The organism is Saccharospirillum sp. (assembly GCF_039982735.1).
Lineage (GTDB): Bacteria > Pseudomonadota > Gammaproteobacteria > Pseudomonadales > Natronospirillaceae > Saccharospirillum.
Genome location: NZ_JBDWXV010000013.1, coordinates 81433 through 97831 on the forward strand (window position 1 = coordinate 81433; position 16399 = coordinate 97831).

13 protein-coding genes are annotated in these 16399 nt (G+C 58.2%); 6 read left to right on the forward strand and 7 right to left on the reverse strand.

Features of this window, described 5'->3' with window-relative positions; all coding sequences use genetic code 11:
- Positions 1-76: 76 nt before the first annotated feature.
- Both ABJT94_RS13280 and ABJT94_RS13285 read right to left on the reverse strand, forming a co-directional pair.
- On the reverse strand, positions 77-700 hold the full coding sequence (locus tag ABJT94_RS13280; RefSeq protein ID WP_348474256.1) for a 3'-5' exonuclease: 624 nt from the start codon (positions 698-700) through the stop codon (positions 77-79).
- Positions 693-2558 (reverse strand): DUF294 nucleotidyltransferase-like domain-containing protein, encoded by a 1866-nt coding sequence (locus ABJT94_RS13285; RefSeq protein ID WP_348474257.1) that lies wholly within the window; start codon positions 2556-2558, stop codon positions 693-695. Before ABJT94_RS13285 ends, ABJT94_RS13280 begins: the two co-directional genes overlap by 8 nt.
- Positions 2559-2715: 157 nt before the next feature.
- Between ABJT94_RS13285 and dctP the strand changes: the two genes are divergently transcribed.
- Positions 2716-3675 carry a TRAP transporter substrate-binding protein DctP gene (dctP, locus tag ABJT94_RS13290; RefSeq protein ID WP_348474258.1) on the forward strand — a complete coding sequence of 320 codons (960 nt, stop codon included), beginning with the start codon at positions 2716-2718 and terminating at the stop codon, positions 3673-3675.
- A 238-nt stretch (positions 3676-3913) separates the two neighbouring features.
- On the opposite strand, the gene ABJT94_RS13295 is transcribed toward dctP, so the two are convergent.
- Entirely contained in the window at positions 3914-4105 is a 192-nt protein-coding gene (locus ABJT94_RS13295) for a hypothetical protein (protein WP_348474259.1), read from the reverse strand.
- Positions 4106-4372: 267 nt separating this feature from the next.
- Positions 4373-7102 carry an EAL domain-containing protein gene (locus ABJT94_RS13300; RefSeq protein ID WP_348474260.1) on the reverse strand — a complete coding sequence of 910 codons (2730 nt, stop codon included), beginning with the start codon at positions 7100-7102 and terminating at the stop codon, positions 4373-4375.
- Positions 7103-7274: 172 nt separating this feature from the next.
- On the opposite strand from ABJT94_RS13300, the gene uvrD reads away from it, so the two are divergent.
- Positions 7275-9440, forward strand: a complete 2166-nt coding sequence (uvrD, locus tag ABJT94_RS13305; RefSeq protein WP_348474261.1) for a DNA helicase II — start codon at positions 7275-7277, stop codon at positions 9438-9440.
- A gap of 1 nt (position 9441) precedes the next feature.
- Complete coding sequence (locus ABJT94_RS13310) at positions 9442-9957, forward strand: DNA-deoxyinosine glycosylase (protein ID WP_348474262.1); 516 nt, start codon at positions 9442-9444, stop codon at positions 9955-9957.
- Between the two features lie 292 nt (positions 9958-10249).
- On the opposite strand, the gene ppk1 is transcribed toward ABJT94_RS13310, so the two are convergent.
- Both ppk1 and ABJT94_RS13320 read right to left on the reverse strand, forming a co-directional pair.
- Entirely contained in the window at positions 10250-12331 is a 2082-nt protein-coding gene (gene ppk1, locus ABJT94_RS13315; RefSeq protein WP_348474263.1) for a polyphosphate kinase 1, read from the reverse strand.
- 375 nt (positions 12332-12706) lie between these two features.
- Positions 12707-13474, reverse strand: a complete 768-nt coding sequence (locus ABJT94_RS13320; RefSeq protein WP_348474264.1) for a transporter substrate-binding domain-containing protein — start codon at positions 13472-13474, stop codon at positions 12707-12709.
- A 341-nt stretch (positions 13475-13815) separates the two neighbouring features.
- On the opposite strand from ABJT94_RS13320, the gene ABJT94_RS13325 reads away from it, so the two are divergent.
- The 3 genes from ABJT94_RS13325 to ABJT94_RS13335 are packed head-to-tail and all read left to right on the forward strand — an operon-like array spanning position 13816 to position 15582.
- A complete protein-coding gene (locus ABJT94_RS13325) occupies positions 13816-14385 on the forward strand; it encodes a hypothetical protein (protein WP_348474265.1) in 570 nt (189 codons plus the stop codon).
- A complete protein-coding gene (locus ABJT94_RS13330; protein ID WP_348474266.1) occupies positions 14382-14993 on the forward strand; it encodes a GNAT family N-acetyltransferase in 612 nt (203 codons plus the stop codon). The genes ABJT94_RS13325 and ABJT94_RS13330 overlap by 4 nt, the downstream gene beginning before the upstream one ends.
- A gap of 10 nt (positions 14994-15003) precedes the next feature.
- Positions 15004-15582, forward strand: a complete 579-nt coding sequence (locus ABJT94_RS13335; protein WP_348474267.1) for a TetR/AcrR family transcriptional regulator — start codon at positions 15004-15006, stop codon at positions 15580-15582.
- An 8-nt stretch (positions 15583-15590) separates the two neighbouring features.
- Here ABJT94_RS13335 and ABJT94_RS13340 read toward each other — a convergent pair whose 3' ends face one another.
- Positions 15591-16382: a helix-turn-helix domain-containing protein gene (locus ABJT94_RS13340; RefSeq protein ID WP_348474268.1), complete on the reverse strand. Its 792-nt coding sequence runs from the start codon at positions 16380-16382 to the stop codon at positions 15591-15593.
- Positions 16383-16399: the final 17 nt, after the last annotated feature.

Sequence of the window (16399 nt, forward strand, 5' to 3'; positions counted from 1 at the left end):
TCCATGTTGCGGACTTCCCCGGATAGACAACGCCGGCTCCTGACGCTTAACTGGCAGAAAACTTTAAACTCTGACCCTAAAATAACCGCTTTAATTTCCGATCAGTCAGATTGGTATCGCGACGCGATTTCACCTGTGCAAGAAACAGTTCCGCCGTTGCCAGTGCATCGCTGAACGCATGATGTGAGCGGTAGTGCGGCAAGCTGTAACGGTGGCGGCAGGCATTCAGGTTCAGGGTTGCATGGGTGCCCAGCCGGTCTGGTGGGATGCGGCGTTTTTCGTAGAGCATGGTGTCGAGCGTTTCCGCTTTTGGCCAGTGCACGCCGAGACGCTGGCTGTGCATTTTTAGAAAACGCAGGTCGAGCGGCGAATGGTGCATCACCCAAATGTCGTGATGATGTTGTGCCAGTTGCTGTTGCAGCCAGAGTCGCAGGTCTACGCCCTGTTCGCGTTGCTGGTCGGTGATGTGATGAACGTGGGCGCTGTCGCTGACGTCGTCGCCCATCAGGGCGCTTTTTTTGAACAGGCAGTAGCCTGCCTGGTCCAGTTGAATGGCGCCATCCTCAATGCAGACCCAGCCCGCGCTCAGGATGTGGCTGTCGACGGGGTCCAGCCCGGATAACTCCAGGTCCAGCACCCAATAGCGGCGAGATTCCCAGGCTTCGCCCGGGCGGAAAAGGTGTTTGATCCAGTTAACCAAGCTGACCTCGCGCGAAGCGTTGCAGGGCCAGCGACTGGGCGCGTTTGATGGTGGCGAAGGCATCTTTCAGGTGCGCCCGGGTCAGTGAACTGAGGGTATCCGGGTCGACAAAGCTGGTGGGCTCTTCGCCATTGGCCAGGGCATTGCTCTGCCCTTCAATGCGCAGATGCGCGATCAGAGACCAGGCTTCGATCAGGCTTTCGGCCAGTTCGCTGTCGATCGTTCCGGCGGCCTTTACCGCCAGCAGGCGCTCCTGGGTGTTGGCCACAGTCACACCCGAAGCCAGGGCATAGACCCGGGCCAGGTCGTTCACCAGCGCGACGCCGCGGTGCTTCAGGTCCAATGCGTCTTCCTGTTCACCGCTGCTTTTCAAGACGAACTGGCGGAAAAAACCCAGCGGCGGGCGGCTGCGCACGGCGGTTTGGGTGAGCATGGCGAGGAAGATGTCGGCCTTGGGGGTGCGTTTGGCCAGGTGCGCCTGTATCGGATCGAGCAGGCTGGCATCGCCATCGATGACGCGTACGTCGAAGAAGATACTGCTGTTGAGCAGGGCCTCGGGGGTGGGCTGGTCGATCCAGTCATCGAAGGCGGCTTGCCAGCCGGCGACGCTGCGCCGCCATTTTGGGTTGCGCGCCATGATGTCGCCCGGGCACAGCACGTAGCCGCAGCGGTCGAGCGCAACGCACACCCAGTCAGACAGGGCCGCAAAATAGTCGTCCTCTTCCGGGGTCGGTTCACGCGCCAGAATCAGGGCGTTATCCTGATCCGAGGCGAAAGTCTGGTCCATGCGAGCCTGGGAACCGAACGCCAGCCAGGCAAACCGCATCGGTGCCTCGCCCACTTCCAGCTTGGCCAGGCGCAGGCATTGCTGCACGAAGGCATCGCCGATCGCCGCCAGTATGTGGCCCATCTCGTAGGGGCTGGTGTCTACCTGTACCCAGTTGTGAATAAGCCGCGGGATGCGGTGGCGCAATTCGGCCAGGGCGTCGAGCGATGACTGACGCTGAATGTCATTGATCAGATACAGTGGCGACACCTGCTGGGCGCGAACCAGGTCGGTGGCGGAGATCATGCCGACCGGCTTGCCTTTTTCCATGACCGGCAGGTGATGGATTTGTTGCTGTGTCATCAGTTTCTGGGCATCGAACAGGGGGGCGTCGACATCGATGGTCGAGGGTTCGTCGGTGGCGATGCCCGACACCGGCAGGGTCAGGTCCATGCCTTCGGCCACGGCGCGGTTGCGCAAATCCCGGTCGGTAACGATGCCGGCCAGGGTGTCGCCGTTCATCAGCAACAGAGACGAAACCCGGTGCTCGCGCATAATGCCGGCGGCGGCTTTGATGCTGATGTCGCTCTGGCCGATCACCGGCCCCAGGTGTGCAAACTGCCGTACCGACTGGTTCAGGGGTTGCTCGAAGCGGGGCTGAATATCCCGGTCGAGCAGCATCCGGTTCTGGCGGTGGCGCTGCTCGCTGATCTGCTGAAAGAACTGGCGCATTGGCTGGTAGCGTTCGCACAGAGCGGTGAAATCGTCACTCGACAGCTTGAACACCAGGGCATCTTCAATGGCGAACACCCGAATGCCACCGGTGTTGCCTTCGAGCAGAGTGTTGACGCCGAAAATCTCGTGTTCGCCCAACCGGTCGATCAGTTCATCGTGCTGGGTGCGCAGTTCGAAGGCGCCGGTACGAATCAGGTACAGGAATCCGGTCAGGGTAAGCGCTGATTGCTGTGCCCGGGGAACGTAGTCGATGCTCAGCCGTCGGGCGACTTCTGAACGCTCTTCGGCCGAGAGTGCCGAAAACGGCAGGGTCCGGGCCAGGAATTCCACCACGTCGTGCAAATCATCGCTGTTCATCGTTCATCCTCTGCCTGGGCGGCTCGTGTGCTCCTGCAATCTACCATGGCTGCGACGGTTTTTCCCGGTCTTCGGCGGCGACCCGGCAGCGATGCCATCCGCTCGTAACAATGGGCCCTTAAGCTGCGTATTTTATCCATCAAGGCAGGGGAAGGGTATGTCGGGCAATACATCGATCACTGCAGGCGCGCTGCGTTATGTGAGCCAGGCTCTGGGCTTGCTGGCGCTCGGTTTCATGGCCGGGCCGGTACTCGCCGGTACCTTGAAGATCTCGACGCTCTATCCGCCGGGCTCAGCCCCGGTGCGCAGCTTGACCGAGCTGTCTGTCGAACTTGAAAACGCGACCAACGGCGCTGTGACGTTAAAGGTCTACCCGGGCGGGGTGATGGGGGATGATGCAACGGTGATGCGCAAATTGCGCATCGGGCAATTGCAGGGTGCTCTGGTCAGCAGCAGCACGCTGGAAGCGCTGGGGGTAGAGTTTAGCGATCTCAGCCAGCCGTTTCAGTTCGACAACCTCGGTGACGTACACCAGGCCCGGCAGACGTTTGACGCAACCATGCGCGAGCGACTGGCCGAGCGCGGCTGGTATGGCTTCGGCCCGCTCGACGGAGGCTTCTCCTACGTCATGTCGCAGCAACCGGTGGCGGACCTGGCCGGTCTGAGGGCCAGCAAGCTCTGGCTGCCCAATACCGATGCCATTCGCGAGCTCAGCCAGCAAATCCGCGTGGATTATCAGGTACTGGGCATTGCCGATGTGCTGCCGGCCCTGGAAACCGGGGCACTCAATACGCTGGTCGCACCGCCCAGTGCCGCCCTGACACTGAACTGGCACAGCCGGGTCGGCTACTTGACCGACCAGCCCGTGGTGTACACCTGGGGCATGCTGGTTCTGCCCGAACGCAGCCTGGCCCGGTTAACGGCCGACCAGCAGGCCGCCGCGCGTCGGGTGTTGACGCTCTGGGCCAGCCAGTTGGATGCGCACATGCGGGACAGCAACCTTGCGGCCGACCAGGCGTTGCGCCAGCAACTGACCGAGGTGTCAATCGCGCCCCCCACCCTGAGCTCAATTCGAGCGGAATTAGGGCAACCTGAGCGCCCGGGTAACGGTTCGTAACACGCGGTGTAGGATTGGGTAACATCAGACCGGGTTGTTTTGGCATGCCCGGCTTTAGGAAGTGGTAGGACACCCGCCCCGGGATGCAGGCGTTCGCCGGTCAGTGGGACGCTGAAATTCACTGAATTTCAACAGCCTGCCAAAGAGGATAACCGCTGGCAAAAAGCAGGCTGGTGACGGGTCTGCCTTTTGCCAGCGACTGTTTCAGACCGGTGTTGCCGGTGTGAACCCAGATCGCTCAGAACAACTCCAGTTCCAGATCGTCCAGGTCTTTGCGCAGCCGCTGCTGTTCCATATGATCTTCGATGGCGCGGCGTGCGGCCAAGCGGCGATGATTATTGGAACGTTTGTTCTCGCTGGATTCAGTGGGCTTATGCAACTGATCGTCTTCAATATTAGCCAGTTCAAGATCGAACAGATTGACCGACATAAATTGAACTCCTTAGGGCGACTGCCGTTTTCTTATTGTTGATCGTTATAGAAACAAGGGTGTGGTTTCGGGTAGCGTCCGTTTCGGGAAAGGCCTGATGACACCGAATCGGGCGCCATATTATCCGCTTCGTATGGCAATTCAGTGACGCCAGTCAATGTCTTCATCGAACAGGGGACGACCCGCTACCGAGCCTTGCCTATGCAGTTTGTATGCCTATATTGGTATGGTGTTTTAAGCCCAAAAGATCGCATTGGGCTGAAAGGCTCAATGCACCTGAATGGGCGAGGCCGCCAGGTGCATCTGGTGGCGTTGCTTCACCAGCGCCAGCAAGGTGTCGGCGTTCATCGACTGGCTAACCAGCCCACCCTGGGCGATGTCACACGCCAGTTTCTTCAACAAGCGCAGTTGGGCCGGTTGCTCGACCGGGCTGGCGATAACCGCCAGGTTCAGACTGTGCGCCATCTCGATCACCGCCTTGAGCACCGGCTGCTGGCCTTTGGAGACGGCTTCCCGCACCAGGCCCGGTGCCAGGCTCAGCGCATTGACCGGCAGGTGTTTCAGGTGGCTCAGCGACGACTGGCCAGCACCGAAGTCACCCAATACCAGCTTCACCCCCAACTTTGCCAGGCGGTCCAGCACGCCGCGCACGTGGGCTACATCGGCCATCAATTGGCTTTCCGTGATCACCAGTTCCAGTGCATCGCTGGCCAGCCCGGTACTGGAGAGCACGGCGCTGATCTGGTCTACAAAGCCTTCATCGTCGAGCTGGTTGCTCGCCAGTTGCAGCGACAGACGCACTGTTTCACAACCTTCGCGCTGCCAGCGCACTGCCTCAGTGCAGCTGCGTTGCAAAAACCAGTGCTGCAGGGCCGGGCCCAGGCCGACTGTGTGAGCCATCGACAACAGCACGTCCGACTCCAGTCGGCCGTAGACCGGGTGATACCAGCTAACGCGTGCGTCCACCCCCTCCAACCGGCCGTTCGCCAGGCGGGTACGCGGCCAGAAATCGAGATGCAGCACCTGTCCGTCGAGCGCCTGCCTGAATTCACGGGCCCAGGCATCCCCCAGCTGCGGCAACCCGGGTGGGTAAGCCGCGTGGTAATTGATGGTGTTGCCGCCGTTGGCGCTGGCCTGAATCATCGCCTGTTGCGCCAATGTGAGCAGGGTGTCGATGTTATCGGACTGAACCCGGCACACCCCAATGCTGGCCGTCACCGACACCACCTGATCGTCGACCAGCATCGGCCGCGCTACTTCCTGCAACAGGGTTTTCAGGCAGTCTTTCAGCATTGCCCGGTCGCCTTCGTATTCCAGGAACAAACCAAACCGGTCGCCTCCGAGCCGCGCTACCCAGCGCAGCGGGTCGTTCTGGTTAGTCAGCCTGGCAGCGACATCACGCAACAACTGGTCACCGGTGTCGGTGCCAACGTGACGGTTCAGCGCCGCAAAGTCATCGAGGTTCAGAATGGCAATGGCATAGTGGTCTGGCAGCAGCGGATCGTGCTGGTGAAAGCCGGCCAGCAACTCCTGAAAAAAGCGCCGGTTGTAGACCCCGGTCAGCGTATCGTAGGCATTTTTATCGGTGGGAATCAGGCCATTATAGCGCTGCGACAAATCCTGACAGATACCCAGATAATGGCTCGTGGTGCGATCTTTACCGCGCACCGCCGTGAGTGTCAGCAACACCTGAATACGGCGCGAGCCGCCCACTCTGATCACCAGGTCTCCATGCCAGCGCCCGTTGTTGAGCAACGCCTTGGCAATGCATTTCGATTGATGGGTGGGCAGAATTGAAAACAGATCACGCCCCAGTAGCTGACTTTTCTGCATGCCCACGGTCTGACTGAACATCCGGTTGGCCGTTTTAAAACGCTGGTCGCGACCCAGTACAAACACACCATCAGAACTGTTGTTGAACAGGGAGGCCGACAAACTGAGTTCTTCGCGCTGGCGCATGTCGGTGCTGATGTCGCGCCGGGTGCCGACCATGCGCACGGCCTGACCAGACTCGGTGCGTTCAATAACCTTGCCGCTGTCTTCCAGCCACACCGGCTCGGCGCCCTCATCGGTCACCAGGCGATAGCGGGCGTGGTAAAAATCGCTGCGCCGGGTAAGATGGGCCGACAGGGCGCGCTTGACCTGGCAGCGGTCATCCGGGTGAACCCGGGCAATCAGGTCGATGCAATCCTCGCTTTCCGTACTCTGGCCAAAAAACCGATGCTGGTCGGAATGGTATACGCGGCGGCCGGTGATGTCCCAGTCCCAGAAGCCAATGCCACTGGCTGTCATGGCCAGGTTCATTTGCTCTTCATGCTTGATTAGCGACTGGTTAACCTGCTTGCGCAACGCAACCTCTTCCTGCAGACGTTCATTACTCTGGTGTAACGCCCGGGTACGTTCTTCAACCGTGGCTTCCAGGCTGTCGCGATTGCGCGCCAGCAGCGCATTCAGGCGTTTATTCACCAGCGCACGACGCGTGGCACGACGCGCCATCAAATGCCCCTGCCAGGCGCCCAGCAACACCATGCTCATCAGTGGAAGATGCACGTCGATCAGGGTTTCGGTCGGTAGCGGCGGGCCGACAAAGACGGGCAACACCATCACCGGTGCCCAGGCGGCCAAAAAGGCGCGCCAATGGGCATACAACGAGATGGCCGCCATACCGACATAGGCAATGGACAGGGTCAGGCAGAGCCCGCCGTAATGTGCCTCGTAGCCCCAGACCAACGATTGCAGCGCCGTCAGAGTAACCACGGCCGGCATCGCCCTGAACGCCGGGTACTGCGCCTGCCAGGCCAGTCCAAATCGGGACAACACCAGGCCCGCGGACGCCAGCAGTGCGATTGAACCGCCCACCAGCCACATATCGGGCCGTGCCGGGTGCACCGCAACACACACTAGCCCCATGGCCAATGAAGACACCCACAGCAAATTGCTGTGGCGCAACACCTGGCGCTGGCGTTCCTGACGAAATGAGTGACTGGCCGACTGCATGTTCAATCCTGACGGGTTTCCGCTGGAGTATAGACCAGCCATAGCGGTCCGCCGCGCGAAGTTAGCCAAACAGTCAGGAATGTCGACTAAAGGTTTATACGCCCCGCGCCATCCACAAAGGCCAATGCCTTCTGGTACACTACCCCTGTTTTTTTGTACAGTGAACTGAGCGATGAGCCTGAATGCCCTGCTAGACCAACTCAACCCCGAACAACGCCAGGCTGTGGAGAGCGATGCCCAGCATTTGCTGGTGCTGGCGGGTGCCGGCAGCGGCAAGACCCGGGTGCTGACTCATCGCATTGGCTGGTTAATCTCCGCTGGTCTGGCCTCGCCCTACAGCGTGCTGGCCGTCACCTTTACCAACAAGGCCGCCCGGGAAATGCGCGGCCGGGTTGAAGAGTTGCTGGAAACGCCCTCGAATACCCTGTGGATCGGCACCTTTCACGGCCTGGCGCACCGCCTGCTGAAACACCACAACAAACTGGCCCACCTGCCCGATAACTTTCAGGTCATGGACAGCGATGATCAGTTGCGGCTGGTTAAACGCCTGATGGTCGATCTGGGCATCACTGACGAGCGGGTGCAACCCAAGCAGGTGCAGTGGTTCATCAACGGCCAGAAAGACGAAGGCATCCGAGCCGAGTACGTCCAGACCCATGGCGACTGGTTTCAGGAAACCCTGAAAAACATCTATCTGCGTTACGAAGAAATCTGCCAGCGCAGTGGCCTGGTCGACTTCGGCGAATTGCTGTTGCGTGCGCACGAACTCTGGCTCAACAACCCGGACTTGCTGGCCAACTACCAGCAGCGGTTTACCCACCTGCTGGTCGACGAGTTTCAGGACATCAACACCATTCAGTACGCCTGGCTGCGGGTGCTGGCCGGCGACAAACTCAGCCTCACCATCGTCGGTGATGACGACCAGTCCATTTACGGCTGGCGCGGTGCCAAGGTCGAAACCATTCAGACCTTCAATCAGGATTTCCCCGGTACTCACATGGTCCGGCTGGAGCAAAACTACCGTTCTACTGCCACCATTCTCGATGCTGCCAACGCCGTCATCGCCAACAACCCGGCCCGGCTCGGCAAAAGCCTCTGGACCGAAGGCGACCGCGGCGACCCGATTCGGCTCTATGCCGCTTTCAACGAACAGGATGAAGCCCGTTACGTTGCCGACGAAATCAACCGACTGATGGAAAACGGCACCAACGCCAACACCATCGCCATGCTGTACCGCTCCAACGCCCAGAGCAGGGTATTGGAAGAAGCGCTGATTCACAGCCAGATTCCCTACCGCATTTATGGCGGCCAGCGTTTTTACGAACGGCTGGAAGTCAAAAACGCCGTCGCCTATTTGCGCCTGGTATTGAACCGGCAAGACGATGCCGCAATTGAACGCATTATTAACGTACCGACGCGCGGCATTGGCAATAAAACCATCGAAACCTTGCGCGTCTTAGCGCGCGATCAGGGCTTTTCATTGTGGGAAGCCTGCCTGTCGGCACTGGAAAATTCAGTATTGCCCAAGCGCGCTGCCAACGCCCTCGAAGACTTCATGTTGCTGATTGCCGACCTTGAAAACATTGTTACCGAAAAAGAAGAACTCGGCGACATGGTCAAAGACGTGACCGCTGCTTCGGGGTTGATTGAACATCATGAAAAGGAAAAGGGCGAGAAAGGCCGGGCTCGCGTTGAAAACTTGCAGGAACTGGTCTCCGCTGCTCAAAGCTTCGCTGGCAATGACGAAGCCGACACCCCGGTTGCCTTGCTGGCGCAATTTCTCGGCGAAGCCTCACTCGACGCTGGCGACAGTCAGGCTGATGAATTCGAAGACAGCGTGAATTTAATGACCCTGCACAGTGCCAAAGGCCTGGAATTCGACCACGTATTTCTGGTTGGCCTGGAAGAAGGGCTGTTCCCGCACAAGATGTCGATGGACGATGCTTCAGGCCTGCAGGAAGAACGACGACTGGCCTATGTGGGCATCACGCGAGCGCGCCAAATCCTTACTCTAACTTACGCCGAAAGCCGCCGACTCTATGGGTCGGAAACCTTCAATTCGCTGTCGCGTTTTGTGCGCGAAATTCCACAGGAATTACTCACCGAAGTGCGGTTGCGTTCAACCGTCAGCCGGCCGGTTAATTTCGGCCTGCAACAGGACATGGCCATGGACGATGCCGGCTTCAGCCTGGGCCAGCGCGTGCTGCACCCCATGTTCGGCGAGGGCACGTTAATTAACGCCGAAGGCGGCGGCGCCCACGCCCGGGTGCAAGTGTCATTCGACGACGGCAGCGAACGCTGGCTGATGATGCAGTACGCCAAACTCGAAGCGATCTGAAATGATCGGTGTCACCATCAACAGCTTTGCTCCGGTTGAGCCGACACAGGCCAGAGTATTAATTATTGGCTCAATGCCGGGCAAGGCATCGTTAACGGCCCACCAGTATTATGCCCACCCGCGTAACGCTTTCTGGCCAATACTCGGACACTGGCTTGGCTTTGACGCAACGCTGCCCTACGAGCAACGGCTGACTCACCTGACCCAACGTCACATCGGTTTATGGGATGCCCTCTACCAATGCGAACGGCCGTCCAGCCTCGATGCCGACATCGTAAAAACCAGTATCGTGCCGAATGATTTTGCCAGCTGGTTTGCCCGCCACCCGAACACACAGGCGATACTGTGCAATGGCACGGCGGCATACGATAACTATTGCAAGAAAGTCCTGCCAACCCTAAGCACCACAGACCAGGCCTTGCCTCTGCACAAATTACCCTCAACCAGCCCGGCACACGCCAGCCTCAGTTTTGAACAAAAGAAAGACCAGTGGCGGATACTACTCGACTATTTATAAACCCAAGTTTCGGAGTTCGCGGTTGGCTATGGTGCCAGTCGCCCGCACCGGCCACCAGGTAGGGCTAATCCTTTGCTAGCGAACTCCGAAACTTGAGTTATCAGTCTGAATTAAGAGTTTGCAACCAACTAAGTGTCAGGTGCCGGGTATGCCTATCTGGGGAAGTCCGAAGCATGGATGCTGAGGTCTAGGCCCCATGGACGGGTTCACGCCGAGCGAGATGTCGCACCACCCAGATAAGCCTACCCGGTGACTGACACGAACGCCTGGCTACCAATCCAACCCAACCGGCTCAGGGCGCCAAGCTGCCTGAGCCGATGGCTTCTTCGAGTAGCATCATTTGTGCTGACAAGGGGTCGTGGCCGTTGGGTTTTTGCTGATGATAGCGGCCGTCGGCATCAAGTTCCCAGGCTTGCTGGTTGTCGGTCATGTACAGCTCCAGATCCTTGATGACCTTGTCGCGCAGCTTTTTGGTCAGCAACGGGAAGCCGGATTCGACGCGGTGAAACATGTTGCGGCTCATCCAGTCGGCGCTGGCGAGAATGACCTCCGAGTCGTTGTCGTTGTGGAAACAGAACGCCCGGGTATGCTCCAGGAACCGGCCCACAATGGAACGCACCCGGATGTTTTCCGAGATGCCCTTGATGCCAGGGCGAATCTGGCAAATACCGCGAATGATCAAATCAATTTGCACACCGGCCTGGCTGGCTTCATACAGCTTGCGCACCAGTTGCTCTTCATACAGTGAATTCATTTTCGCGAGCACCCGGGCGGGTTTGCCCGCCTTGGCGAATTCGATCTCACGATCGATTTTGCGCATCAGGTTTTTATGCAGCGTGAATGGCGACTGATACAAGCACTCCAGCTTGCTCACCTTGCCCAGGCTGGTCAGTTGCAGGAACACCCGGTAGACATCGTCACCCACCTGCTTGTTGCAGGTCATCAGACCGTAATCGGTATAAATCTGCGCGGTTTTGGGGTGATAGTTGCCGGTGCCCAGGTGCACATAATGGCGCAGCTTTTCGCCTTCGCGCCGGGCGATAAGCAGCATTTTTGCATGGGTCTTGTAGCCGACTATGCCGTAGACCACGTGAATGCCGTATTCCTGCAACCGCTCGGCCAGCGCCACGTTCGCCTCTTCATCAAACCGGGCCAGCAGCTCAATAATCACCGTGACTTCCTTGCCCGCCCTGGCGGCGGACACCAGCGCCTCAACGATGATCGAATTGACGCCGGTACGATACAGCGTTTGCTTGATGGTCAGCACCTGCGGGTCTTTCGCGGCCTGGCGTATCAGATCCACCACCGGCATGAACGAATCAAACGGATGATGCAGAAGGATGTCGCCCTTGCGAATGGCATCGAAAATGGTGTCCTTACGTTTCAGCACCCGCGGTACCCTCGCATCGAAGGGGGTATAGAGCAGGTCCGGCCGGTTAACCTGGTCGATCAGTGTAACCAGCCGATTCAGGTTGACTGGGCCGTCTGCGCGGTACAAATCGACTTCGCTGATTTCAAACTGCTTGAACAAAAACTGCACCAGTTCATCCGGGCAGTTGGCGGCGACTTCGAGGCGCACTTCATCGCCGTACTGGCGATACACCAGCTCGCCTTCAATGGCACGGCGCAGGTCACCGGTTTCCTCTTCATCGACAAACAAGTCGGAATTGCGCGTTACCCGAAACTGGTAGCAACCAATCACGGTCATGCCGAAGAAAATCTCGTCCATAAAATAGTGAATGATCGACGACATGAAGACGTAATCGTTTGAACCGGATTGCGTTTGCTCTGCTGGTAATTTGATCATATCCGGCAGGGCACGCGGGCACTGCACGATGGCCTGGCCACTGTTGCGGCCAAAGGCATCTTTGCCATCGAGCTTGACGATGAAGTTAAGGCTTTTGTTCAAAATGCGCGGAAACGGATGCGCCGGATCCAGCCCGATCGGGCTCAGCAGCGGCAAGACTTCATGTTCAAAATAATACTGCAGCCATTGCGTTTGCTGCTCGCTCCAGTCTTCGCGCTTAATCACCCGTATGTCGTGCTCTGCCAGCAACGGTAGCAGGGTGGAGTTAAGGGTATCGTACTGGCGTTGAACCAGATCATGGGCTCGGCCGGCGATCTGGTCGAGCTGGGTACGCGGTGAAATGCCTTCCGGCCCGGTGACCATGGAGCCGGCTTCAAAGCGTTCCTTCAAGCCGCCAACGCGAATTTCAAAGAACTCATCCAGATTGGTGCTGGAGATGCACAAAAATCTCAGACGTTCGAGCGGTGGGATGGTGTCGTCCAGTGCCTGAGAGAGCACCCGGTCGTGAAATTCCAGCAACGACAGTTCGCGGTTGATGAAATGCTCGTGCGTAATCGGTTCAGCCATGACCCACCTCTGATTCAGATGCGATCAGTGTATGACAAAACTGTTGCAGAGGTATGACAGGCGACAGGATTTACGCTTTTCGTGCGGATACACAGGTTGGCTAAACTATCAGGCAAGAGTTCGTCCCAGCCACCGGGTAGGTATGCACGGGTGGTGCGACACATCGCTCGGCATGGACCCATCCATGGGGCCTAGATCGCATGATATGAATCCCATCCATGGGATTCACCCTTCGGGCTCGCTACGCTCATGCTAAAACGCTCCGGGCGTTTTAGTCCCTGCTGCGAACTACCCCGGTCACACCTACCCGGTAGCCGGTACTTATTTCGGAGGTTGCATACACCAAGTAAAAGCCTTACTGATATTATGACAAGGTTATTCCACCGGAAGATACACACCATTAGCCACATTATTCAGATGAACCTGCACTTTCTGTCGTTCCTGAATGGCTTTCAGCCCCTGATTAAACGCCTCGGTCAGCGCTTCGCCTCGGGGGCTTCGGGTAAAAATCAGGCGGTAAGGCCAGGTTTCGATGGGGGTGGGGTCGTAGCTGATGTCGTTCTGCCGGTCGGCGAAATCCTGCTGCAGTATGTGCAGGCCGACCAGTTTGTCCATGGCGTAGGCGTCTATTCGCTGCGACAGGAGTTTTGAGAAGTTTTGCTGTTCTGTGGAGACAAGCTCCATCACCACAGCCGCCCCCGCCGCCCGGGCGGCGTCGAACCAGGGGTAGCTGGCGCTGCGCAGGCCGCCAAAGCGTTTGTTGTCCAGATCCCTGAATTCTTGCCAGATCAGGGGGTTATCCTTGTGGTAGAAAAATACCGCCTCCCCTTCCAGAACGACGTCTGAAAACAGGAGGCTGGCTTGCCGCTCTTCCGTTTTTACCCACAGAATCGACGCGTCGTATTGGCCACTCTCGACATAGACAAGCACTCTGGCCCAGGGCAGAAAATCGATTTCCACTTCCATGCCACTGGCCTGAAACGCTTCTTCAACGATGTGTGCCGCCACACCATAATGCTGGGCGGTTCTAGACAAATAAGGGGGCCATTCACCAACGGCAATGCGCACCGTTTCCTGGGCTATCAGGGGGCTACAACATGCCAGCGACACCAGGCCAAGGAGTATTTTCCGCAATGAGACCATTACATCGTCCTGCCGATTGGGCCAAGATAATTTAAGCATAGCCTACTGGAAAAAAGCCTACCGATTATTCTGCCCATTACCACAACGGTCTCTCGACTTGGCACGCCTGCCTGTTCACAACGACCAGAGCGGTGTTACTGCCTTTCGGTCCATTCGTCATCCGAATCTCCTCGCAGCGTAACAGGAATCAACAGACGGGTGCTTTTAAGGCTGAGAGACACCGCTGTCCAAGCACTGCTATTCGACGCTGTGCATCCTCAATTCATTTGACAGCGCACCTCGAAGGCATCATAGTAAAAACCGGACGACCGGTATGTTTTGATCATAAAAGGACCTTTTTCATGATGCTATTTGAACGGGATTACGCCATTCCCGGCGCCTTCAAGGAGGTACTGGGTGCCCGGCAAAGTGCGGGCGCCTTGCTGTGCATTGCACTCATTACTGCACTGGCAGCGGTTTTCTGGAGCCAGGTTCCCAGGCCAGAAGGGGTGCCCTTTGGGCTGGCGCGATGGGTTCTTGCCTGGTTGCTGATGCTCGATATCGCCGCTGGGGCCGTGGCCAATTTCACCCCGGGCACCAACGCTTTCTATGCACAACGCCCGGCCTGGCGCTGGGGGTTTATTGCCATTCACCTTCACTTGCTGGCAATAGCCTGGTTGCTCGGTTTACCCCTAACGCCACTGCTGTGGGTTTGGGCTTACACCATGATCACTGCGTGTCTGGTGAACGCCTGTTTCGGCCGGGCCTGGCAACCCGTTCTGGCGGGTAGCCTGGTCTGTGTTGGCGTTCTGGTGATAACCAGATTGCCCCTGCCACCCTGGCAACTGTCGCTGGCCATGCTGTTCATGATTAAGGTGCTGTACGCCTTTGCGGTGAATCATTACCCGGAACGGGAGGCTCCTGCCCTGTGAAGTCGATAACCATCGGGCCACTGGCCACCCCGGATCAAGCCGCCGTCAGTGCCTTGCTGAGTGATGCCTTTGCCGCTGACCCGGCTTACCAGTACTTTCTTGATGGCTGCGCGCCGGCTGACCGGGAACGCTACCGCGATCACCTGGTGCGGTTTATCGTCAGTTATCACTGCCGATCGGGGATGCCAGTCTGGGGAGTGACCCGCCAGGGCGTGCTGGTTGCCTGTGCCCTGCTGGAAGTACCAGCCCCGGGCTGGCGACGAGCCATTGCCGTGCTCACAATGCTGCCCTCACTGATTGGCCGGGTTCCCTGGTCTTGTGTAACGCGCATGAACCGTTACGCTTTGCACAGTCGCCAAGGCCTGCCGACGACCTTCCGCTATTTTCTGGTCAAAATCGGGGTCGCACCCGGCCAGCAAGGCCAGGGGTTTGGTAAACAGCTGATCCAGGCCCTGGCAGACAAATGCCTTCAGCTCGGCGAAACGCTGGCGCTGGATACCGAGAACCCGGCGAACGTCCCCTTGTACCAACACCTCGGCTTTCACCTGCACGACGAACGAAAGCTGGATACCCTGAGTATTTACCGACTGCAGCTGCCACCGGAGTAACCCGAACGCCATGAAAACCAACCGGGATGCCCTCCTGCTGATTGCCTTTCGGCTGTTTTTGAAAAACGGCTATGAACAGACCAGCATGCAAGACCTGGTGGCTGCCAGCGGCTTGTCCAAGGGCGCATTTCACCACTACTTTCCGCGCAAAGCCGACCTGCTTAACGCCTGTATTGAGCATTTCTTTGGCCGATTCCTACCGGATTTGGACGCAAGCGCCCACCAGCATTTTGAGGACCTGGTACTGGACGGTGCCAGGCAATATGCTCAGCTAATCGATGAACTGACGTCGCAGGACATTCCGCTGCCGGCGTATCAGCGCTTTGTCTGGTCACTGATGCCAGAGCACAGCGAGGCGTTCGTTGAACGACAGCGGAAAATAGAAGACAGGCTCACCCAGTTGGCCGAGCGGGACCTGGCTCAACGGCGATTGGTGTCAACCAACACGGCCCGCACATTGGCGGTGCAGGCTATGGCGTTAACAGAAGGGCTGGGCGTTTTGTGGGCCGCCAATCCCCCGAAAAAGAAGGCGACCCCAAAAGCGTTAATCGAACAAAGCTGCAAAGCCTGGCTGAATGATTTGTCCTGACCGGGCTGTTAGTCGGCCTGCGCGGCCAGGGTTTCAAAAAACAGACGCGTTGTGTCGTTGGCGGGGAAATAGCTTTCTATCATCAGTTCCTGAACGCCGGCATCCAGGGCGGTACCGAAGCTGCTCAGTGTTGAAAACACACTCAACGCCTGGCCATTGATGAGCAGCTCCGAGGTCAGCATGGGGCCTTCCCAGGTGTTCGGCTCCGGGGTTTGCCAGTTGGCGGGCGGGTCCATGGCAAGCAGCCGGTCCATCAGACTGGTCAGCTCCGGTTTCGGTTGGGTTTGCAGCTGCAGTGCCAGGCGCCGCAACAGCAGGGCGGCAATGGCTTCCCAGTTGGTCATGTAGGGCCTCAGGCCATGCTGGTCGAAGATAATCTCCAGCATGTTGATGCGCCCCTGGAGGCTGGACGCCGGCAGCAGGGCACTCAGCAATCGCTGCAGTGACTGGTTCGCCAGGTGCAGGTCCCAGGTGTTGTGAAGCACCGCGGCTGGGTAGGGGTCTTGTTTGTCGAGCATCATCTTCAACGCGTGCCGAACCGGCTCCATCGCGGCCTCTTCAAGCGGAATATCGGTGTATGCCGGTGCATAACCGCACGCGTTCATCAGGCGGTTACAGTCGCGATGTGCCAGGCCCATCACATCGGCCAACCGCAGCACCATCTCTCGGCTGGGCTGGGTACGACCGGTTTCGATAAAACTGATGTGCCGCGCGGACACCTCGGCCTGCAAACTGAGCTCAAGTTGTGAAAAACGCCTGGCACGGCGCAAGGTGGCAAGTAGGTGACCGGCTGATCCCATTGATGTGCTCCATTATG